Origin of the sequence: Bacillus sp. CHD6a, from assembly GCF_001293645.1 — a bacterium.
Lineage (GTDB): Bacteria > Bacillota > Bacilli > Bacillales > Bacillaceae_I > Sutcliffiella_A.
This window is the reverse complement of record NZ_LBMD01000031.1, coordinates 18,447-39,871: the sequence shown is the minus strand read 5'-3', so window position 1 is coordinate 39,871 and position 21,425 is coordinate 18,447. Positions and strand designations below refer to the sequence as shown.

The 21,425-nt window shown below is 39.6% G+C and carries 20 protein-coding genes; 14 read left to right on the top strand and 6 right to left on the bottom strand.

The features are described from left to right. Positions 1 to 27: 27 nt before the first annotated feature. Complete coding sequence (locus AAV98_RS17760; protein WP_010192789.1) at positions 28 to 213, bottom strand: YlaF family protein; 186 nt, start codon at positions 211 to 213, stop codon at positions 28 to 30. A 128-nt stretch (positions 214 to 341) separates the two neighbouring features. On the opposite strand from AAV98_RS17760, the gene typA reads away from it, so the two are divergent. From typA to AAV98_RS17745, 3 genes are all read left to right on the top strand, one after another. Then, on the top strand, positions 342 to 2,177 hold the full coding sequence (gene typA, locus AAV98_RS17755) for a translational GTPase TypA (RefSeq protein ID WP_060666871.1): 1,836 nt from the start codon (positions 342 to 344) through the stop codon (positions 2,175 to 2,177). A gap of 99 nt (positions 2,178 to 2,276) precedes the next feature. Continuing rightward, positions 2,277 to 2,591, top strand: coding sequence for a YlaH-like family protein (locus AAV98_RS17750; RefSeq protein WP_060666870.1), 315 nt, complete (start codon positions 2,277 to 2,279; stop codon positions 2,589 to 2,591). Between the two features lie 12 nt (positions 2,592 to 2,603). Beyond that, positions 2,604 to 2,888 (top strand): hypothetical protein, encoded by a 285-nt coding sequence (locus tag AAV98_RS17745; protein WP_060666869.1) that lies wholly within the window; start codon positions 2,604 to 2,606, stop codon positions 2,886 to 2,888. Positions 2,889 to 2,931: 43 nt separating this feature from the next. Here AAV98_RS17745 and AAV98_RS17740 read toward each other — a convergent pair whose 3' ends face one another. Next, positions 2,932 to 3,366: a hypothetical protein gene (locus tag AAV98_RS17740; RefSeq protein ID WP_060666868.1), complete on the bottom strand. Its 435-nt coding sequence runs from the start codon at positions 3,364 to 3,366 to the stop codon at positions 2,932 to 2,934. 3 nt (positions 3,367 to 3,369) lie between these two features. Further along, a complete protein-coding gene (locus tag AAV98_RS17735) occupies positions 3,370 to 3,570 on the bottom strand; it encodes a YlaI family protein (protein WP_060666867.1) in 201 nt (66 codons plus the stop codon). Positions 3,571 to 3,735: 165 nt separating this feature from the next. On the opposite strand from AAV98_RS17735, the gene AAV98_RS17730 reads away from it, so the two are divergent. After that, positions 3,736 to 4,194: a pyridoxamine 5'-phosphate oxidase family protein gene (locus tag AAV98_RS17730; protein ID WP_060666866.1), complete on the top strand. Its 459-nt coding sequence runs from the start codon at positions 3,736 to 3,738 to the stop codon at positions 4,192 to 4,194. 284 nt (positions 4,195 to 4,478) lie between these two features. On the opposite strand, the gene AAV98_RS17725 is transcribed toward AAV98_RS17730, so the two are convergent. Beyond that, entirely contained in the window at positions 4,479 to 5,108 is a 630-nt protein-coding gene (locus AAV98_RS17725; protein WP_060666865.1) for a YhcN/YlaJ family sporulation lipoprotein, read from the bottom strand. Positions 5,109 to 5,335: 227 nt separating this feature from the next. On the opposite strand from AAV98_RS17725, the gene AAV98_RS17720 reads away from it, so the two are divergent. Then, complete coding sequence (locus AAV98_RS17720) at positions 5,336 to 6,664, top strand: PhoH family protein (RefSeq protein WP_060666864.1); 1,329 nt, start codon at positions 5,336 to 5,338, stop codon at positions 6,662 to 6,664. Between the two features lie 250 nt (positions 6,665 to 6,914). Here AAV98_RS17720 and AAV98_RS17715 read toward each other — a convergent pair whose 3' ends face one another. Next, positions 6,915 to 7,415, bottom strand: a complete 501-nt coding sequence (locus AAV98_RS17715; RefSeq protein WP_060666863.1) for a hypothetical protein — start codon at positions 7,413 to 7,415, stop codon at positions 6,915 to 6,917. Between the two features lie 116 nt (positions 7,416 to 7,531). Between AAV98_RS17715 and glsA the strand changes: the two genes are divergently transcribed. From glsA to AAV98_RS17690, 4 genes are all read left to right on the top strand, one after another. Further along, a complete protein-coding gene (glsA, locus tag AAV98_RS17710) occupies positions 7,532 to 8,461 on the top strand; it encodes a glutaminase A (protein ID WP_060666862.1) in 930 nt (309 codons plus the stop codon). 104 nt (positions 8,462 to 8,565) lie between these two features. Then, on the top strand, positions 8,566 to 8,847 hold the full coding sequence (locus tag AAV98_RS17705; protein WP_010192813.1) for a YlaN family protein: 282 nt from the start codon (positions 8,566 to 8,568) through the stop codon (positions 8,845 to 8,847). 221 nt (positions 8,848 to 9,068) lie between these two features. Next, positions 9,069 to 12,512 (top strand): pyruvate carboxylase, encoded by a 3,444-nt coding sequence (pyc, locus tag AAV98_RS17700; protein ID WP_060666861.1) that lies wholly within the window; start codon positions 9,069 to 9,071, stop codon positions 12,510 to 12,512. 666 nt (positions 12,513 to 13,178) lie between these two features. Beyond that, entirely contained in the window at positions 13,179 to 14,603 is a 1,425-nt protein-coding gene (locus AAV98_RS17690) for a cryptochrome/photolyase family protein (RefSeq protein WP_060666859.1), read from the top strand. Positions 14,604 to 14,648: 45 nt separating this feature from the next. Here AAV98_RS17690 and AAV98_RS17685 read toward each other — a convergent pair whose 3' ends face one another. Then, positions 14,649 to 15,587, bottom strand: coding sequence for a COX15/CtaA family protein (locus AAV98_RS17685; protein ID WP_156317851.1), 939 nt, complete (start codon positions 15,585 to 15,587; stop codon positions 14,649 to 14,651). 491 nt (positions 15,588 to 16,078) lie between these two features. Here AAV98_RS17685 and cyoE point away from each other — a divergent pair, with 491 nt between their 5' ends. The 5 genes from cyoE to ctaF all read left to right on the top strand — a co-directional run bounded on the left by cyoE (position 16,079) and on the right by ctaF (position 21,233). After that, positions 16,079 to 17,020 carry a heme o synthase gene (gene cyoE / locus AAV98_RS17680; RefSeq protein WP_060666858.1) on the top strand — a complete coding sequence of 314 codons (942 nt, stop codon included), beginning with the start codon at positions 16,079 to 16,081 and terminating at the stop codon, positions 17,018 to 17,020. A gap of 292 nt (positions 17,021 to 17,312) precedes the next feature. After that, the gene (gene coxB / locus AAV98_RS17675; protein ID WP_060666857.1) at positions 17,313 to 18,374 is read left to right on the top strand and encodes a cytochrome c oxidase subunit II; all 1,062 of its coding nucleotides are present in this window, start codon (positions 17,313 to 17,315) and stop codon (positions 18,372 to 18,374) included. A gap of 25 nt (positions 18,375 to 18,399) precedes the next feature. Further along, the gene (ctaD, locus tag AAV98_RS17670; protein WP_060666856.1) at positions 18,400 to 20,271 is read left to right on the top strand and encodes a cytochrome c oxidase subunit I; all 1,872 of its coding nucleotides are present in this window, start codon (positions 18,400 to 18,402) and stop codon (positions 20,269 to 20,271) included. After that, positions 20,271 to 20,894: a cytochrome (ubi)quinol oxidase subunit III gene (locus AAV98_RS17665; protein WP_060666855.1), complete on the top strand. Its 624-nt coding sequence runs from the start codon at positions 20,271 to 20,273 to the stop codon at positions 20,892 to 20,894. The genes ctaD and AAV98_RS17665 overlap by 1 nt, the downstream gene beginning before the upstream one ends. Positions 20,895 to 20,900: 6 nt before the next feature. Continuing rightward, positions 20,901 to 21,233 (top strand): cytochrome c oxidase subunit IVB, encoded by a 333-nt coding sequence (gene ctaF / locus AAV98_RS17660; RefSeq protein ID WP_060666854.1) that lies wholly within the window; start codon positions 20,901 to 20,903, stop codon positions 21,231 to 21,233. Positions 21,234 to 21,425: the final 192 nt, after the last annotated feature.

Here is a 21,425-nt window from a genome sequence, read left to right as displayed (position 1 = left end):
AGTTATTGTAGGAACATATTGACAATTTTATAATTGTCCATTTTCACGCATTTTTCTTTTTGTTTTAAATCCAAGTCCCATTACCACACCAAACAATACAAACGCGCCAACTATCCCAAGCGTGTTTCTTTCACCAATCGCGATGCCGACCATGCCTAAAGAAACCGCTGCTAAAACAGCATAAAGCATAAAGATCCACTTAATATCCTTCATAAAATCAACTCCTTTGGATAACGCTAAATACATATAACATATATTTTACATAAGTGTCTTTCTCTTTTCTACCATGTTTGTGGTATAATACTAAAGTTATTAAGTTGTATAATTAGGGAGATGAAATAGTGAACATCCGCAATGATATTAGAAACATCGCAATTATCGCTCACGTAGACCATGGTAAAACAACGTTAGTGGACAAATTGCTACATCAAGCTGGTACGTTTAGAACGAACGAGCAGGTAGCAGAACGTGCCATGGACTCCAATGATTTAGAAAGAGAACGTGGGATTACTATATTAGCTAAAAATACGGCAATTAACTATAAAGATACGCGCATTAACATCATGGACACACCAGGACATGCCGACTTTGGTGGAGAAGTGGAACGTATTATGAAAATGGTTGATGGAGTACTTTTAGTAGTAGATGCCTATGAAGGGTGTATGCCACAGACGCGCTTTGTTTTGAAAAAAGCGTTAGAGCAAAAATTAACACCAATCGTGGTTGTTAACAAAATTGACCGTGACTTTGCTCGACCAACGGAAGTAGTCGACGAAGTAATCGATTTATTCATTGAATTAGGTGCCAACGAAGAACAACTAGAATTCCCAGTTGTTTACGCATCCGCAATCAACGGTACAGCAAGTATGGATCCTGAAAAACAAGATGAAAACATGGAAGCAATCTATGAGTCCATTCTTGAGCATATTCCAGCTCCAGTTGATAACAGCAACGAGCCGCTTCAATTCCAAGTAGCGCTACTTGACTACAATGACTATGTGGGACGTATCGGTGTTGGACGTATTTTCCGTGGAACGATGAAAGTTGGCCAACAAGTTGCACTAATGAAGCTTGACGGTTCTGTTAAACAATTCCGTGTAACGAAGTTATTTGGTTTCATCGGTCTTAAACGTGTGGAAATTGAAGAAGCAAAAGCTGGCGATCTTGTTGCCGTTTCTGGAATGGAAGACATTAACGTAGGGGAAACTGTTTGTCCTGTTGATCAACAAGATGCACTTCCTGTTCTTCGTATTGACGAGCCGACTCTACAAATGACTTTCTTGGTAAACAACAGTCCGTTTGCTGGTAAAGAAGGAAAGTTTGTAACTTCTCGTAAAATTGAAGAACGTTTAGAAGCTCAGTTGGAGACAGATGTAAGTTTACGTGTAGATCCTACTGATTCTCCAGATGCATGGGTTGTTTCGGGTCGTGGAGAGCTTCACCTTTCCATCCTGATTGAGAACATGCGCCGTGAAGGCTTTGAACTTCAAGTATCTAAGCCTGAAGTTATCATTAAAAATATTGATGGTGTTAAATCAGAGCCAGTTGAGCGTGTACAAATCGACGTACCGGAAGATTATACTGGTTCTATCATGGAATCCATTGGAGCACGTAAAGGTGAAATGGTCGACATGATCAACAATGGTAACGGTCAAGTTCGTCTAATCTTCATGGTGCCTTCTCGTGGATTGATTGGGTATACGACGGAATTCCTTTCCCTAACTCGTGGTTACGGAATCATCAACCACACATTTGATAGCTACCAGCCTATGGCAGCAGGTCAAGTAGGTGGACGTCGTCAAGGTGTTCTTGTTTCTATGGAAAGTGGTAAAGCATCTACTTATGGTATCATGGGTATTGAAGACCGCGGAGTGATCTTTGTTGAACCTGGAACTGAGGTTTACGAAGGAATGATCGTGGGAGAGCATAACCGTGAAAATGACCTTGTCGTGAACGTATGTAAGATGAAGCAAGCGACTAACGTTCGTTCTGCAACAAAAGATCAAACAGTTAGTATGAAAAAACCTCGTCTTATGACATTAGAGGAGTCTTTAGAATACTTGAACGATGATGAGTACTGTGAGATTACTCCACAATCCATCCGTTTACGTAAAAAACTTCTTGATAAAAACGAACGTGAAAGAGCAGCGAAAAAGAAAAAGTACGCTGAAGCATAAAAATTAGAAGCAGGGATGCAGGGGAGCTGAAAGAGGACCTTTGTCATCCCTTTTTCTAAATAATATCTATTTAATAATGTTAGAAATGGGGAAAAGGCAATGGATGTAACACAAAGATTATCCTTTTTTGCTAGTCTATACCGTGTTGATGAAAACGCGGATTTAGGCATGTGGCTGTTGTATTTTACCATTTTAGGGTTGTCTATTTTAGTTTATAAGCTTGGATTCGCCTTGAAACTGCCAATATTAAAGTCAGTGGTTATTTATTTATTTCTGGCTTTAGGAAGTACAGTGCTTACGTTTCTAGGAATCTTTCTTCCTGTTGGAGAAGGGTTGGTAGTGGCAGCTTTAATATTGATCATCTATAAAATACGACTTCATCGTTCCAAGCAAACGGAAAGTTCGGAATCTTAGGAGGCGGGTTAAATGAGGTCTCTACAAGACACGCTCTATAATTGGTTGACCATCAAAGTGGTGGCTGATGCAAGGCCGGAGGATAAATCCGCACAAGATACCAAGGCATTATTTGAAGGGATTCTCCTTGATGATCATAAGCTCACAAACATCGTAGTTTCAAAAGAGGAGCCTATGTATTACGTAGAATATGATCAAGATGAAGAACGGCATAAAGTAAGATTTCCAATCGAACTGATTGACGTAATGCTTGAACAAATAGAAAATGAACCTGATAAGTACCATAATTATGAATAAAAAAGGATAGCTCCTTCCCGAGTGATTGGCACTTGTGAGGGATCTATCCTTTTTGGTTTGTTGTCTTATAAAAAATAGGAAGAAATACTGCAAAGGCCAAATGTCCGATGGACCATAGAAGTATTGCAACAGCATCATTTGTTGAAGGGGTTTCTTTTATAGCCAATATCGTTAATGGAAAATACAGCAGGATCGTAGGAAAGGTAATGGCGATAGAGACAAGATACTGCCTTCTTTTATCAACAAAATGAAAGTGTTCAATAATAAAAGCAAACATAATACCGATAAGAACAGCAACAATGAGATGAAGGGAGAATTCGGTCAGTTCCGAAAGATTTGAATCTTTGAAACCTGGAATGAAATCTACGTTTAACAAGAGTACATATACCTTTTTTCCGGATAGAACTTCAAGTGCTTTAATAAAGACCCCCATCAGTATTCCGCTTATTATACCTGTAAAAGCTCCTCTTCGTATCATGGTCTACCACTCATCCTGATTTTGTTTTTGCTCATAAAGCTTGAAATTACCTGTAGCTTTTCTCTCGTTTGTTCTATTTTTAATTCTTTCGCTGCATTCATCGCACATATATGTATGTATTGGTCGATTGCGAAGCCTTTTCGCAACCAATGTTTCGTCATTGATGCTTTCAATTTTATCACATATTACACACTTAACTCTCATGGTTCACCTCTTTATTCAATCTTACTTTTTAGTATAGCATAAAGGGTGATAATTAAGAATTAATTGCGAAGAAGAGCTTTATCGTAAGAAACGTCAGCTTACTGATTCTTTCTATGGAATTGGTGATATGGTAAGATTATAAAAAAACAATGGGGGGATTAGACAATGCCTAACCTTGTAGAAAACGTTCTTGTGGAACCGCTTGTAGGAGCACTGCAAAAAGAAACATTGGTAACAATTAGTACTGTTGACCATGAAACTGGTGGACCGAATGTCAGTGCAATTTCTTGGTTGTATGCACCAGATGAAAGATCCATTTTACTTGCTGTTAAAAGTGATTCTCGTATTGTAAAGAATGTGGTACATAATAGTGAGCTTGTCGTAAACCTGATGGCCAACGATTCTGTTTATGCCATCCATACCAATGCAAAGGTTAAAATAGATAGAATGGATGGTGTTCCATTAAAATTGGCATTGTTGTCTCTGGAAGTAAAAACAGTAAGGGATGTTATGTTTTATGGCGCCAAAATAAGCGTGGAGCCGAAATTCGAAAAGACCTATGACGTGGAGGCTGCTAAGAAATTAGATGATCAGGTGATGACAGCGTTACGAAATTATGGATAAGAGCAGATGAGAAGGTGAAACCAGGTGAAAGCCTGGTTTTTTTGAGAGGAGAGATGGTTTCGTTGTTGTCGAAGTATGGGCGGTGTCGATTTCTTGATATATCTCGAAAATTATAGATAAATCTTGAGAATTATTGATATATCTCAAAATTTATTGATAAAACCCAAAATTTCTTGATATATTGTTTTTTTTCTTGATAACCCAAGCAACACGGTACCTTCAAATCATAAAAAACTGCCCCACAGCGGGATTCCACCACTTGGGACAGTTACCAATGTTTAGTCCTAGTCCTGCTTTACTTCCTTGTATCGTTCTTCGTTCTTTTGGTTATTGGACTGATTTTGTTGTTTCTGTTCAAGCTGCTTTTCCTGATCTTTTGGAAGTTTGGAATTATTTTGCTCCGTAGGATTAGGAGCTACTGGTTCTTTAAGATCAATCGGAATTTCCGGCATAACTCGGCCAACAATTTCAGCTAACTCCTCCATTACACCTGTAATAGGTCGTCCATTCTGAATGTCTCGTCCCATTTCCTGCAACCGAACAAAGGAGTCTGCATCTGCAAGGATGACAGCTGTAGCCCCATAAGGGTCGTTCTTTAAGCTCTCTGCTACCGAATACTTAATAGTGCTGACTCTTTCGCGGTCCAAATCGGAGTTTACGTCGATGCCCACTACTGCATATGGACCAAGTACAACGGCGGTAGCATCATTTACATTTGGCACTCTTGTTGCAAGCTCCACCAAATGGGCGGACACTTCCTGGCCGGTTTTTCTATCTACTTGCACATCTGCAGAATCTTTGACATGAATTATTCGAGAGTTTTCATCTTCGCTGGAAATATTTTTGGGTTGATTGTTCATACAACCAGTAAGAGACAATGCAACGATTGCGGTCACTACTAGATATCTTTTCACCTATTTCACTCCTTCTTTAGGATGGTTCCATTTTCATCTAACTTGATTTTATTGTTTATTTGTTCTTCTATCTTTATTCATTCCGACATATATTTTAACAACGGTCCGTCCCTCTTTTATGGTCAAGTAGTAACACACTAATTGTATTGGGGCCATATAATGAAAGGGAGGATGCCTTGATTCACTCCAGAAAGACAATAGAAGGGCTGAGAGTAGGAGGCGGCAGGTTGGGTAAAATTTATGTGTTGGACACAAATGTATTGTTACAGGATCCATACGCAATCTATTCCTTCGGGGATAATGAGGTAGTGATTCCTGCGGTGGTATTGGAAGAAGTGGATTCGAAAAAGAGATATATGGATGAAATAGGAAGAAATGCCAGGCAAGTATCAAAGATAATTGATTCTTTGAGAGCAACGGGAAAACTTCATGAAAAAATACCTTTGCACAATGGTGGAGCGCTTCGAATTGAATTGAATCATAGGAGTTTTCATCAGTTGCAGGAAATATTTGTAGAAAAGACAAACGATAATAGGATTCTTGCAGTGGCGAAAAACCTTTCGTTGGAAGAACAGACAAAAGAGGATGGGCGGACCGTCATATTGGTGAGTAAGGATGCCTTGGTGCGTGTGAAAGCCGATGCAATCGGGTTGATCTCTGAAGACTTTTTAAATGATCGTGTAGTAGAAGTGGACCATATTTATAAAGGGTTCCTTGAAATCTATGTTCCAACAGATACCCTAAACACGTTTTATGTAAAAGGAGAAATTAGTGCGGCGGAATTAGCGAATCACCCATTTTATGCCAACCAATTCATTATTATGAAAGATGCATTGGGAGGTTCTGCTTCGGCAGTTGGTATCATTGATTCCACAGGTAAGAAAGTAAAAAAACTTGTATTTGATCAAGACCACATCTGGGGGATCCGACCTCGAAATGTACAACAAACAATGGCGTTTGAAATGCTTTTACGGTCAGATATTCCACTAGTTACGCTGACGGGTAAGGCAGGAACGGGAAAAACTCTATTGGCATTAGCTGCAGGACTAATGCAGACGGAGGACTTGAACCGTTATAAAAAACTGCTAGTAGCACGCCCCATCGTACCTGTTGGGAAAGATATTGGCTTTCTACCTGGTGAAAAAGAGGAGAAGTTAAGGCCGTGGATGCAACCGATTTATGACAACCTGGAATATTTATTTAATACAAAAAAACCAGGAGAACTTGACGCGATCCTGGCAGGTATGGGGTCCATTGAAGTGGAGGCCTTAACTTATATCAGGGGAAGAAGCATTCCCGAACAATTTATTATTATTGATGAAGCACAGAACCTAACGAAACATGAGGTGAAAACCATTTTAACGAGGGTTGGGGAGCGGAGTAAAATTGTATTAATGGGAGATCCGGAGCAAATTGATCATCCATATTTAGATGAGTATAACAATGGGTTAACTTATGTAGTGGAGCGTTTTAAAGATCAGAAGTTGGCTGGGCATGTGAAGCTTGTAAAAGGGGAGCGTTCCATGCTTGCAAAGCTTGCCGCAGACCTATTATAGAATAGATGGGTTTGTTAAACACGGCTGAGGATTTCCGCAAATGGCTTCGCTTTCGTTGGGGCTGACGTGAGCTTCCTCGGCTAGCCTGTGGGGTGGGTCTTCACCTAGCGCTATCTCCCTCAGGACAAGGAAGTCCTCGCCTTTTTCTCCAACCCACAGCTGGAGGTCCTAAAAATTATATGTTTCATTTAACAGGCCAAAAAAGTGCCGCCGTAACTGTTGTCACGGCGGCACTTTGGGGAAGTTCCGACTATTTTACGATGATTTTATGAACACCTGTAAGCGGTTCTGCATGATTGGAACCATCCTCTAAATAAATATGGACAGGTCCGTTTTCTTTTAGAGGTTTGCCATTTTTAGAAAAGGCAAGAATGATCTCCTGAGCAGTAGGGATGTCTACCTCGAGTTCACTATTTTCTCCAACAAAAACAACTTTTGAAGAATCTGGTTGTGGTTCTGCATTATGCAGAAATGGTCCGAATTGGATACCAAACGTACCGTTCAACAATTTTTCTTTTTCAAATTTACGTTCTGACTTTAAGGTTGGAGGATAGATGGCACCTTCCCTAATTTCACGTTCCCAATGTTTTGAAACTGCTTTTGTGTATTCTTCTAGCTCATCTGTTTTCTCTCGTTTTTCTTCTTTAAAATATGTATCCAAATCTATTCTGCGATCGTCGAAAATCCAGACACCTGGATCAAGCGTAATGGAAAAGTTAACTTTTCCTTCTATTCTGATGATATTTTCCATGTTGTCCCCCTCATTTGTAATCCTTTTCATTATTATATAACTTGAATGTTTTTTTGTCATGTTATCGGGGAATCTAATGGTAGATTATCATGAAGGACAGAAAAGGAGAGGTTTACTTGGCCTGCAGAAGTGAGGAAGATCTTCAGTCATTAGTGGAAGAAGCCAAGAAGTCAGCATTGGAAGGGAAAGTGGCAAACTACATACCGGCATTACAAAAGGAAAATCCAGAGCATTTATCTTGTGCTATTGTATATCCAGATGGAAACTGCATGTCTGCAGGTGATATTGATAAACGATTTACGTTACAAAGCATCTCGAAAATTATTACCCTTGCACTAGTATTAATGGATTATGGACCTGAACATGTTTTCCATAGAGTAGGAATGGAGCCAACAGGTGATCCCTTCAACTCCATAATCAAACTAGAAACATCCTCAAAAGCTAAACCATTGAACCCGATGATTAATGCAGGTGCTCTTGCCGTCACTTCCATGATGAAAGGCAGTAATGCAGCAGCCAAAGTAGATTATATATTGGATTTTGTCCGGAAGCTTACCAATGAACCAACTATTGATTTTTGTGAAGAAGTAGCCATCTCTGAATTTACGACATCTTTTTTGAACAGATCCCTTTGTTTTTATATGAAGAATGATGGGGTCATACATGGGAATGTAGAGGAGATTATGGAAGTATATACGAAACATTGTGCCATTCGATTAAATTGTCTTCAATTGGCAAGGATGGGTGCTGTTTTTGCATTAGATGGAATAAACCCATTAACGAATGAACGTGTGATGCCTAAAGAAGTGGCGAGGATCTGTAAAACATTTATGGTGACTTGCGGTATGTATAACGCTTCGGGAGAGTTTGCCATTAAAATTGGTATCCCTGCAAAAAGTGGTGTATCAGGAGGAATTATGGGATCTGTACCTGGTCGGATGGGGATTGGAATTTTTGGACCACCGTTAAATGAAGTCGGGAACAGCCATACAGGATTAAAATTATTAGAATTACTACAAGATCAATATGATTTAAGCATGTTTTAATATTCAGTTATAGTAAATGCTCGTATCCTCCTTGCAATTTATTAAAAATAGCGATAAAATTTATAGATAAGATAGGTATTTGTACGTAAACGGAGGGATCGATATTGGCATCAGATATCGTGGTCGATCATCGTGATAAAGCTATTACGCTTTTAAAAGCTGATTCAGATAAAATTTTAAAGCTGATTCAAGTCCAAATGGACAACTTAACCATGCCCCAATGTCCACTATACGAAGAAGTGTTGGACACACAAATGTTCGGACTTTCTCGAGAAATGGATTTCGCTGTCAGACTTGGTTTAATTTCCGAAAAAGAGGGGAAGGATATCCTTTCTAAGTTGGAAAAAGAACTTTCTGCACTTTACGAAGCGTGGGAAAGAAATTAATACTAGTAACGCTCAATCATGCGATAGATGCTGATTGAGCGTTTTTATTATATAATCAAAGATGTACTAAATATCAGCATTATTCTCATTTTTTCTACATATTTAGTAAGGATTGTATCGAAAAAGAGGAAAGTTATCGAAAAATAATGTATAATACTTTTATAATTGAAAAAATATTCTAAACTTTTCCGCGTGAGAAGTAGCTACTAGGGGGAGACAATATGACGAGAAAAATAAACAAGGTTCTTGTTGCGAACCGCGGCGAGATTGCAATTCGTGTTTTTCGAGCTTGTACAGAACTGAACATTCGCACAGTTGCTATTTACTCAAATGAGGATATAGGCTCATTCCATCGCTATAAAGCAGATGAAGCATATCTTGTAGGAGAAGGTAAGAAACCAATTGATGCTTACCTTGATATCGATGGAATTATTGAAATTGCAAAAGCGAATGACGTAGATGCGATTCATCCTGGTTATGGTTTTCTTTCCGAAAATATTCATTTTGCTAGAAAATGCGAAGAAGAAGGAATTATTTTTATTGGGCCAACCTCCAAGCACTTGGATATGTTCGGGGACAAAGTAAAGGCGAGAACACAAGCCCAACTTGCAAATATTCCTGTTATACCGGGTACAGATGGTCCTGTCCACTCCTTGGATGAAGTGATGGACTTTGCAGCAACGTATGGCTATCCATTGATGATTAAAGCTGCACTTGGTGGCGGCGGTCGTGGCATGCGAATCGTCCGCAGCAAATCTGAATTGCGTGAAGCGTTTGATCGTGCAAAATCAGAGGCAAAAGCGGCATTCGGAAATGATGATGTGTATGTAGAAAAACTAATTGAAAACCCAAAACATATTGAAGTTCAGATCCTTGGTGATCAGCATGGAGAAATCATTCATTTATTTGAGCGCGATTGTTCCATTCAACGACGCCATCAGAAAGTCGTAGAGATTGCACCGAGTGTTTCTCTATCTGAAGACTTGCGTCAACGAATTTGTAACGCTGCAGTAGAATTGATGGAGAACGTGGATTATATTAATGCTGGTACAGTTGAGTTTCTGGTTGCAGGAGAGGAATTTTATTTCATAGAAGTAAACCCTCGTGTGCAAGTTGAACACACCATCACAGAGATGGTAACGGGTGTCGACATCGTACAGTCCCAAATCTTGATTGCTGAAGGACATGCCTTACATAGTAGTAAACTTGGTATACCAAAGCAGGAAGACATTCGCGTTCATGGGTTTGCCATTCAGTCCCGTGTAACAACCGAAGATCCATTAAATGGATTCATGCCGGATACAGGTAAGATTATGGCATACCGTTCTGGTGGCGGATTTGGAGTACGTTTGGATGCAGGAAATGGCTATCAAGGAGCAGTCATTACGCCGTATTATGACTCCTTACTTGTTAAGCTATCCACATGGGCTTTAACATTTGAACATGCAGCTTCCAAAATGGAGCGAAACCTGAAAGAATTCCGAATTCGTGGAATTAAAACAAATATTCCCTTTTTAGAAAATGTGGTAAAGCATCCGAAATTTATGAATGGGGAATATGATACATCATTTATTGATACAACACCTGAGCTTTTTGTCTTCCCAAAACGTAAAGACCGTGGTACAAAAATGCTCACCTATATTGGAAATGTAACGGTCAACGGATTCCCAGGTGTGGAAAAAAGGAAAAAACCAATCTTTACTAATCCTAGGATGCCGGAAGTAAGCCATGTTGGTGAAGTACCAAGCGGTACAAAGCAAATTCTGGATGAGCGTGGAGCAGACGGATTGGTTAAGTGGGTGACAGACCAGAAGGAAGTTTTATTGACAGATACCACCTTTAGAGATGCGCATCAGTCTTTATTGGCAACAAGAGTCCGTACAAATGATTTAAAGCAGATTGCCGAGCCAACAGCTAAGTTGCTGCCAAATCTTTTCTCGCTGGAGATGTGGGGAGGAGCAACATTTGATGTGGCATATAGATTCTTAAGTGAAAATCCTTGGGACCGTCTATTGACTCTGCGCGATAAGGCGCCGAATATTCTTTTCCAAATGTTACTTAGAGCTTCCAATGCGGTAGGGTATAAAAACTATCCAGATAATTTGATTAAGGAATTCGTCGAGAAATCTGCATATGCAGGAATTGATGTCTTCCGGATCTTTGATAGCTTGAACTGGGTTAAGGGGATGACCTTGGCAATTGATGCCGTTCGAGATTCTGGAAAATTGGCAGAGGCTGCTATCTGTTACACAGGAGATATCAATGATCCAAGCAGAACGAAGTATGATCTGCAATATTATAGTGATATGGCAAAAGAATTGGAAAGAAGCGGAGCTCATATTCTTGCGATCAAGGATATGGCGGGCCTATTAAAGCCGCAATCAGCGTATCGTTTAATATCCACTTTGAAAGAAACAGTGGACATTCCAATCCACCTTCATACACATGATACTAGTGGAAACGGAATCTATATGTATGCAAAAGCAATTGAAGCTGGCGTTGATATTGTCGACGTGGCCATTAGTTCCATGGCAGGGCTGACTTCACAGCCAAGTGCTAATTCCCTTTATTATGCCCTGGAAGAAACAGACCGAAAACCGGATGTATCCGTTAAAGCGTTAGAACAGCTTTCTCATTACTGGGAAGATGTACGTAAATATTACAGTGATTTTGAAAGTGGAATGAACAGCCCGCATTCCGAGGTATATATGCACGAAATGCCTGGAGGGCAATATAGTAATCTTCAACAACAAGCAAAAGCTGTAGGGCTTGGAGCTCGATGGGAAGAAGTAAAACAAATGTACCGTCGCGTAAACGATATGTTTGGTGATATTGTGAAAGTAACACCTTCATCTAAAGTGGTTGGCGATATGGCGTTATTCATGGTTCAAAACAATCTGTCTGAACAAGATGTACTGGAAAAAGGAGAAACCATTGATTTTCCTGACTCTGTTATTGAATTGTTTGAAGGATATTTGGGACAACCGCATGGGGGATTCCCGGAAGATCTGCAAAGAGTCATCTTAAAAGGAAAATCACCTATTACGGTTCGTCCAGGCGAGCTATTGGATGATGTCGACTTTGAGGAGATTCGCAAAAAGTTGTTTGAAACATTGAATCGCCAAGTAACAAGTCATGAGATGGTTGCTTATGCACTTTATCCAAAAGTGTTCTTAGATTATCAAAAGAAATATGAGCAGTATGGGAATGTTTCCGTTCTTGATACACCAACATTTTTCTTCGGCATGAGGCTTGGAGAAGAAATTCAAGTGGAAATCGAGCAAGGAAAAACATTAATGGTGAAACTTGTTTCCATTGGGGAACCACAAAGGGACGGCAATAGAGTTGTGTACTTTGAATTAAATGGACAACCTCGTGAAGTTTACATTAAAGATGAAAATGTAAAATCCGATGTGGTAACGAAACCTAAAATGGATGCAACAAATCCTACTCATATTGGAGCTACGATGCCTGGGACAGTTATCAAGGTATTGGTGGAAAAAGGAGAGAAGGTTTCCAAAGGAGATCACCTCATGATTACAGAAGCCATGAAAATGGAAACAACTGTACAAGCACCTTTCAGCGGTATTGTTAAACAGATACATGTAGCAGCTGGAGAGGGTATTGCAACAGGAGATTTATTAATTGAAGTGGATAAAGTTTAATTAAATTTTCTTATTAAAAGAACCTGAGAATGATGGTCCATCATTCTTGGGTTCTTTTTTTAATAGATAAGAAAGTATGTAATCCAGTTAATTTCCGTTCCAGGCGCTTCGCTTGCCTGCGGGCGGTCCGTGAGCCTCCTCAGGCAAGCGCCATCCGGGGTCTCACCTGTCCCTTCCTCCCGCGGGCGTCTGCGCGCCTTCCACTCCAATCAACAAGGTGACCTCATTAACCTTAAGGATTTTTGAAGAGGTAAGGTATTTGGCTGAGTTAATAGTAAAAGGTATAACGTTTCGTTCAAGTAATCTTGAGCTGTTGATTGGAGCAAAAGGCGAAGACTCCTGAGGGAGATAGCGCTAGGTGGAGACCCCGCAGGCGAAAGCCGAGGAGGCTCCAGCAGCGCCCCTAGGAAAGCGAAGCCATTTGCGGAAATCAACAGCGGTGTTTATAAAAATACTAAAATCAAGACTTTTTCAGTGGCCCCGGCGAAGCCCAAGGAGGCTCTCGTCAGCCCCCAGGAATGTGAAGCCATTTGCGGAAATCAACAGCGGAGTGTTCCAAGTAACTAAAAATGGCCGGTCGGTTTTTCACTAATATATGAATGTAACCCATCCAAACTTTTATTAGGTTAGCTATGTACCTATAATGGTGAGGGAGGTGACTAACTTATGACTTTATCAGTAATGTGGTTTCGCAGAGATTTTCGCTTGCAGGACAACACTGCCTTATACCACGCGGTAAAGGAAGCGCAACAAAGAAAAGAGCCTTTACTGTTCATCTATCATCTAGATTCGGTATTTACTAAAAATGATACACCCAATCACCGCTTCTTCTTTGCGGCATTGGATCGGTTTGTGAAACGATGTGAAAAGCTGGGAATATTCATTCATATAATAGAGGGAACATGGAAGCAAGCCTTCTCTCAAGTTTTAGAACACTTCCCTGAGATGTCATCATTACACTACAATCAAGATGAAGTGGGTGCTGGTCAAAAACGGGATGAAGAGGTAGACAAGTTCTTTTTACAAAGGGGAATTAAGGTTTCTTCCTATATCGACTACACCATCCACGGTGCTATGGAAGTGAAAAAAACGGATGATTCTATTTACAAAGTCTTTACCCCATATTACAAGAAGTGGATTGCTCAGCCAAAAAGAGATCCATACGTGTTAACAGAAGAAGACCTAAAGCTAAATAGTGTCAAAAATAACTCACTTTATTCTAAAGGACAAAAAAATTTATCCAATCTATCAGTGCTTTCAAATCACCACTCTGCTCCACATGAAGAATCAGCAAAAGAATTGCTAAAGGTATTTTTACAAAAGAAAATAGATCAATATGACCGCTTCAGGGACGTACCCTCAGCAGAAGCGACATCAAGGTTATCCGTCCATCTTAGAACAGGAACAATCTCTGCTAGGACCGTTTTGTATAACATTCAAGAAAAACAACAAACATCTTATAGTACAGGAATGGATACATTTATTAAGGAATTGGCATGGAGAGACTTTTACAATATGATCTATCATCACTATCCTGATAGTAAATCAAAAGAAATAGATGACAAATATCAGCAACTAAAATGGAATGACAATTCAAATCTTTTAGAGAAATGGAAAGATGGAAAAACTGGATTTCCAATTGTTGATGCAGGTATGAGACAATTGAAAGAAGAAGGCTGGATGCATAACCGTATTAGAATGATTACAGCTTCTTTTCTAACCAAAGATCTGTTAATAGATTGGAGATTTGGAGAAAAGTATTTTGAGGAGATGTTGCACGATTATGATGAAGCGTCCAATATCGGGGGCTGGCAATGGGCATCGTCAGTAGGAACGGATGCAGTACCATATTTTCGTGTGTTTAATCCAATGACACAATCAAACCGGTTTGATCCTAAAGGAGAGTATATAAAAGAATACCTTCCAGAGCTTGCAGGAGTTTCAGAAAAATTCATTCATGAGCCATGGAAAATGAATGAGCATGAACAAGAGAAAGCAGGTTGTGAGATTGGCAAAGATTATCCAACCCCAGTGGTAGACCATGCCATTCAAAGAAAAAAAGCAATTCAAATGTTTCAAGAATTAAAATAATTACTTATTAAAAACGAGTGGACTATAAAAAGCCCACTCGTTTTTTTACATAGATTTAGTTGATTGATTGTTCAGTTTAACCTTATTGGTTTTATTACGTGTTACTAGCATTAAGAAATAGCTTAATACTCCGAATAAACAAGAGATAATTAAAGCGTGTAATAATGCCACCAAGATATTTAACTTGGTAACAACAATCAAGGCTCCAGTGGTAGCCTGAGAAAGTACAAGAATGGAGCATATGATCCATCCTATTTTTATGACAGGCTGGTGTTTGTATTTCTTAATGGCAAGAATTGTAACATATACAATCCAAACAACTATAAGTCCGGCAGCAGCACGGTGTCCCATTTGAATCCATTCATGCATCTGGGAGGGTAGCCCTAGTCCATTTCGTGTACAGCTAGGCCAACTTGGGCATGCTAAGCTTGCGCCAACATGTCGAACTAATGCACCGCTATACACAACTAAATAGCAGTAAACAATAATACCGATAATATGAAACGACATCTTTCGATCCACTAACAACGTTTCAGCATCAAATTTCTTATCTACTTCAAAAATTAGAAGTGTAAGAAGAAAGACGGACGCAAATGAAATGAGGGAAATTCCAAAGTGAAGTGCCAATACTGCAGATGATTGTCCCCACATTACAGCAGCTGCTCCAATTAGAGCTTGTAAGATTAATACCAGAAAGGATAAAAGTGCTAAAAATTTTGTCTCCCGTTTATGGCCAATAGCCCTCCAAGCCCAAATTGCCAGAGTTAAAACCATAAGAGCAGCTAACCCTGAAACAACTCGATGACTAAGCTCTACAATGAGGGCGAAGTCAATATTACTTGGTATAAGCTCGCCGTGACAGAGAGGCCATGATCTTCCGCACCCCATACCAGATCCTGTTTTCGTAACAAGAGCTCCCCCGATCAGAACAAAAAGCATGACAATAGACGTGCAAACGGCGAACCATTTTAACAATTTATTCACTTGATTCACCTTCTCAGAAAGAATTTGTATCTCCCTTATATAAAAAAAGAAACAGAAATGGTAAAATAATAAACGTCCTCCCAATACTACACAATCTTACGATAATTGACAATATCCTCGTTCATTTAACAATGAGGAAATTATTATCGTGAAAAAGGTTGAATAATAGTGTGGAGTTTGCTAGTAATATATAAGGGAAGTTTGTAATGAGCTACATCACTTTTGTGAAAAGCATCAACAAATCCTATTATATACCGTTTTATAAAGCACGGGTCGGATTCTCTTTAGGTGACACAAATTAGTCATATTTTCTTCAAATATAATTCACAAAGTATTTAGCAAATATGATTTAATATACAGAGAGAATGTTATTGAGCATATACTGCTCAATTTGTGCATGAAAACCGCATGATCCTGCGGAAGTGAAAACGCATTCACATGTTCATTTGTTTAGCAAATGATTGCATAAAAGGTTCAAAGGAGGAATATAAATGGCAAATTTGAGGACTTTGGACCAAGCGCCTGTTTCATTATCAGATGAACGTCCTCAAGATATGGAAGTTGCTCCTTCAAAGTGGAAAGACTTCTTAGCGCTAATTAAAATTGGAATAGTAAATTCCAATTTCATTACTACGTTTACCGGCCTCTGGTTAGCTATATATTTTACCCAGACTAATGGTTTTATTGCTAATTTGGATATCGTACTTCTGACAATGATAGGGTCTTCACTGGTTGTTGCGGGTTCCTGTAGTTTAAATAACTATATTGACAGAGACATTGATCATCTAATGTCTAGAACCAAGAACCGTCCAACCGTAACCGGAAGAATGAATCCTAAAGGTGCTCTATATCTTGGGTTGTTTCTTACTGTAGTAGGAACCATTATCCTAGGCTTTACAACGATTACAGCAGCTGTAATCGGACTTATCGGGGCTTTCACCTATGTGGTTTTATATACGATGTGGTCAAAAAGGAAAAATACACTTAACACAGTTATTGGAAGTGTATCAGGTGCGGTTCCGCCGCTAATTGGGTGGGCTGCTGTGGACCCGGGTCTATCGATGATTGCCTGGATATTATTTTTCATTATGTTTGTATGGCAAATACCACATTTCCTTGCCATCGCCATCCGAAGATGTGAGGAATATCGAAATGCAGGCATTCCAATGCTACCTGTTGTTCATGGCTTTGATATAACAAGAAGACAAATGCTTGTATGGGTAACCTGTTTGTTGCCGTTACCTTTCTGGTTATTCGACCTTGGAATTGGATTAATCGTATTGGCTACACTTCTGAATATAGGCTGGCTTGCTTTGAGTATTGCTGGTTTCAGGATGAAGGACGGAATGAGATGGGCAACATTAATGTTTGTCTACTCCTTAAATTATCTTACTATCTTATTTGTTTCCATGATCATTGTTACCATCTTTTAAGATCAGGAAATATTTGTACAACTAGAAGAGAGCAAGACAGCTATTCCTAATTAAGAATAGCTGTCTGTTTTCACGCGAAACACCTCAAAATTTAAGGGTGAAATTACATAACCTGTGGTATAGTAAACAATGGGTGCAAATTTTGTCCTTTTGAGGTAAATCGTGTATAGCTGATGTGGAAAAACCTGTCGGCTCTATAATTTGTGATTAGATTCTTTCTCAAAGCTTTGAAGGAATTTATCAATACATTCTACTTCACTCACTAAATATGAAAGAGGGGTTTGATTAGGCTATGAAGAAATGGCTACCTAATTGGCGTATAGTATCACTTTTCAGTGTAATGGCGCTATTCTTAGCAGGCTGTGGTAAACCATTCTTATCTACACTTCAGCCAGTAGGTGAAGTGGCAGATATGCAAAAATCACTGATTTTGTTAAGCTCAGCAATTATGATTCTTGTAGTAGTTGTGGTTTCTATTATCTTCGTTTACGTTGTAGTTAAGTTCCGTCAACGTAAAGGCGATAAAGAAATTATTCCAAAGCAAGTGGAAGGAAGCCACAAGCTTGAAATCACCTGGACTGTTATTCCGATTTTATTACTATTAATCTTAGCAGTTCCAACTGTATCTTACACTTTCAACCTTGCTGATGTCAGCGAAATGGATAAGGAAGAGACTGATGCACTTGTAGTAAATGTTACTGCACACTTGTACTGGTGGGAGTTTGAATACCCAGAGTATGGTATTGTAACAAGTCAAGACCTTTATGTTCCAACAGATGAGAATGTTTACTTCAACTTGGAAGCAAGTCAAGTAAAGCACTCCTTCTGGATTCCTTCTGCCGGAGGAAAGATGGATACCAACACGGACAACACAAACCGTTTTTGGTTAAACTTTGATTCAAAACGAGTTGGGCAAGCTGAAAACCTATTCCACGGTAAATGTGCCGAGCTATGTGGACCTTCACATGCATTGATGGATTTCAAAGTGAAAACGATGTCTCGTGAGGACTTTGATCAGTGGGTAGAAAAAATGCAAGGAAAAGAGCATGCTGCTCAAACTGATCTTGCACAAGCAGGTGAAGAAATCTTCAACCAAAGCTGTATCACCTGTCACGCTGTTGGAGCAGATGCACAAAGTGATGCTGGGGTTGCACCAAACTTAACAAACTTTGGGGACCGCACTAAGATTGCAGGTATACTCGACCATAATGCAGACAACCTTGCGAAATGGTTGAAAAATCCTGAAGAAATTAAACCAGCTAACTTGATGACAGGTACTTACGGTAACTTGGAACAAGAAGAAATTGACGCTCTTGTTGAATACTTAATGTCATTAAAAGTAGACGAAGAATAGATTTCACAGAAAGGGAGGTTACATTGTGAGTACGTTAGCACAGAAAAAAGGCTTTGGCGCAACGGTATGGGACTACCTTACAACAGTAGACCATAAAAAAATCGCCATCCTTTACCTTATTGCCGGCGGATTCTTCTTTATCGTCGGTGGCTTGGAAGCGATGTTTATTCGTATCCAGTTGGCTTTACCAAATAATGATTTTTTAGCTGCAGGCCTTTATAATGAAATACTTACTATGCATGGAACAACTATGATATTCCTGGCAGCGATGCCATTATTGTTTGCGTTCATGAACGCAGCTGTTCCTTTACAAATTGGAGCACGTGACGTTGCATTTCCTTTTATCAACGCATTAGGTTTTTGGTTATTCTTCTTCGGGGGAGTATTCCTGAACATGAGTTGGTTCTTAGGCGGAGCACCTGATGCTGGTTGGACGTCTTACGCTTCGTTGTCTCTAGCCTCTGAAGGTCATGGAATTGACTTTTATGCGTTAGGGCTTCAAATTTCGGGTATTGGTACGTTAATTGGTGGTATTAACTTCCTTGTTACAATCATTAACATGCGTGCACCTGGTATGACATATATGCGTATGCCATTGTTTACATGGTCTACGTTTGTAGCATCTGCATTAATTCTTTTTGCTTTCCCTCCATTAACTGTTGGGTTGGCGCTGATGATGTTCGACCGCCTTTTTGGAACAGCTTTCTTTGATCCAAACCTTGGTGGTAACACGGTAATCTGGGAACATTTATTCTGGATTTTCGGACATCCTGAAGTTTACATCTTGATCCTACCAGCATTCGGTATTTTCTCTGATGTATTCTCTACTTTCTCTAAAAAACGTCTTTTCGGTTATTCTTCCATGGTATTTGCAACAGTATTAATCGGTTTCTTAGGATTCATGGTATGGGCTCACCACATGTTTACAACAGGTCTTGGACCGATTGCGAATGCTATCTTTGCAGTTGCAACGATGGCAATTGCCGTACCAACTGGTATTAAAATCTTTAACTGGATGTTCACGATGTGGGGCGGACAGTTACAAATCAATACTGCAATGCTATGGTCCGTAGCATTTATTCCTACTTTCGTACTAGGTGGGGTAACAGGGGTAATGCTAGCATCAGCTGCTGCTGACTATCAATACCACGATTCTTATTTCGTTGTAGCCCATTTCCACTACGTAATCGTAGGTGGGGTAGTGTTTGGTCTTTTCGCTGGACTTCACTACTGGTGGCCAAAAATTTTCGGTAAGATTTTAGATGAAACTCTTGGAAAGATTACTTTCTGGTTATTCTTCATTGGTTTCCATTTAACGTTCTTCATTCAGCATTTCCTTGGTCTTATGGGAATGCCACGTCGTGTATTCACTTTCGCGGACGGAAATGGTTGGAACTTTGGTAACTTAGTTAGTTCCGTAGGTGCTATATTCATGGCACTTGCAACAGTTGTTTTGTTCATCAACATCGTAAAAACTGCATTAAGCAAGCAGACAGTTGCTGGCGATGCTTGGGGCTATGGACGTACGTTAGAATGGTCCATTCCTTCACCACCTCCAGAGCACAACTTTACCCAAATTCCACTTGTTCGTGGTCTAGATCCGTTATGGGTAGAGAAAATGGAAGGTAAAAAAGGCATGACTCCAGCTGAACCAATTGGAGACATTCACATGCCAAACGGTTCCATCTTGCCATTTATAATTTCTATCGGATTGTTTATTGCAGCATTCGGTGTAATGTATAGAACTGATTTCACTTGGGGTCTTCCGTTAATGATTATTGGATTATTAGTTACATTTGGTGCCATGTTCTTCCGTTCTATTATCGATGATCATGGATATCATATTCATAAAGAAGATCTTCTTGCTGAAGATGATGACAAGGGGGCGAAGTTATAATGCATACAGAAGAAAAATTCACAGCAGAAACTTTCCCAGCTTCGCCTGAAAAGGCGACCCTTGAAGGCAAAAACAAGTTTTTAGGCTTCTGGCTTTTCCTAGGTGGAGAGACTGTACTTTTTGCTTCATTGTTTGCAACATATTTAGCTTTAAGTGGACCTGATTCCATTGTTTCTGGTCCGAACCAAAAAGAATTATTCGATTTAGCATTAGTTTTTGCAGCGACAATGATTCTTTTAACAAGTTCTTTAACAAGTGTGTATGCAATGTACCACATGAAAAACTTTAACTTCAAAAAGATGCAATTGTGGATGGGTATCACATGGTTTCTAGGATTATCATTCTTAATTCTAGAGATCTATGAGTTCAATCATTATATCCATTTAGGCCATACTATTACTAGCAGTGCATTTGGTTCTGCATTCTACGTATTAGTTGGTACTCACGGTGCCCACGTATTCTTCGGTTTACTGTGGATCGGAACTCTTTTGATCCGTAACATGAGACGTGGTTTGGATCTATACAACGCTCCTAAATTCTATGTAGCATCACTATACTGGCACTTTATCGACGTTGTATGGTTATTCATCTTTACTGTTGTATATTTAATGGGATTGGTGTGATGACTGATGGCAAATACTCAATCAAATACAGGTAACCCAAAAGTAGACTTAGCTTATCGTCGCAAAAAGAATAAGGAAGAAATGAAATACCAGGTTGTATCCTTCGTGTTAATGATCTTCCTTACTCTACTTGCATTCCTTGCAGTTGGAGCAGAGATGTCCAAGTACTTTATCGTACCGTTCATCATCTTGCTTGCAATTGTACAGTGTATCTTCCAACTATACTATTTCATGCATATGAACCATAAAGGGCATGAAACTCCAGCATTATTCTTATATTCTGGATTGGCAGTTGGCTTAATCACAATTTTGGCATTTACTACTATCATTTGGTGGTAAAACCAAACAAAAAGGCAGCCTTAGAGGCTGTCTTTTTTGTTTGATAAGAATGTGTAATACTATTGATTTCCGTTCCAGGCGCTTCGCTTGCCTGCGGGCGGTCCGGGAGCCTCCTCGGCTTCGCCTCCGGGGTCTCCCCTGTCCCTTCCTCCCGCGGGCGTCTACGCGCCTTCCACTCCAATCAACAAGGTT

Coding starts and splice junctions, on each gene's coding strand:
- AAV98_RS17760 (WP_010192789.1), bottom strand. CDS start 213: ATGAAGGATATTAAGTGGATCTTTATGCTTTATGCTGTTTTAGCAGCG.
- AAV98_RS17750 (WP_060666870.1), top strand. CDS start 2,277: ATGGATGTAACACAAAGATTATCCTTTTTTGCTAGTCTATACCGTGTT.
- AAV98_RS17745 (WP_060666869.1), top strand. CDS start 2,604: ATGAGGTCTCTACAAGACACGCTCTATAATTGGTTGACCATCAAAGTG.
- AAV98_RS17740 (WP_060666868.1), bottom strand. CDS start 3,366: ATGATACGAAGAGGAGCTTTTACAGGTATAATAAGCGGAATACTGATG.
- AAV98_RS17735 (WP_060666867.1), bottom strand. CDS start 3,570: ATGAGAGTTAAGTGTGTAATATGTGATAAAATTGAAAGCATCAATGAC.
- AAV98_RS17730 (WP_060666866.1), top strand. CDS start 3,736: ATGCCTAACCTTGTAGAAAACGTTCTTGTGGAACCGCTTGTAGGAGCA.
- AAV98_RS17715 (WP_060666863.1), bottom strand. CDS start 7,415: ATGGAAAATATCATCAGAATAGAAGGAAAAGTTAACTTTTCCATTACG.
- pyc (WP_060666861.1), top strand. CDS start 9,069: ATGACGAGAAAAATAAACAAGGTTCTTGTTGCGAACCGCGGCGAGATT.
- AAV98_RS17690 (WP_060666859.1), top strand. CDS start 13,179: ATGACTTTATCAGTAATGTGGTTTCGCAGAGATTTTCGCTTGCAGGAC.
- cyoE (WP_060666858.1), top strand. CDS start 16,079: ATGGCAAATTTGAGGACTTTGGACCAAGCGCCTGTTTCATTATCAGAT.
- coxB (WP_060666857.1), top strand. CDS start 17,313: ATGAAGAAATGGCTACCTAATTGGCGTATAGTATCACTTTTCAGTGTA.
- AAV98_RS17665 (WP_060666855.1), top strand. CDS start 20,271: ATGCATACAGAAGAAAAATTCACAGCAGAAACTTTCCCAGCTTCGCCT.
- ctaF (WP_060666854.1), top strand. CDS start 20,901: ATGGCAAATACTCAATCAAATACAGGTAACCCAAAAGTAGACTTAGCT.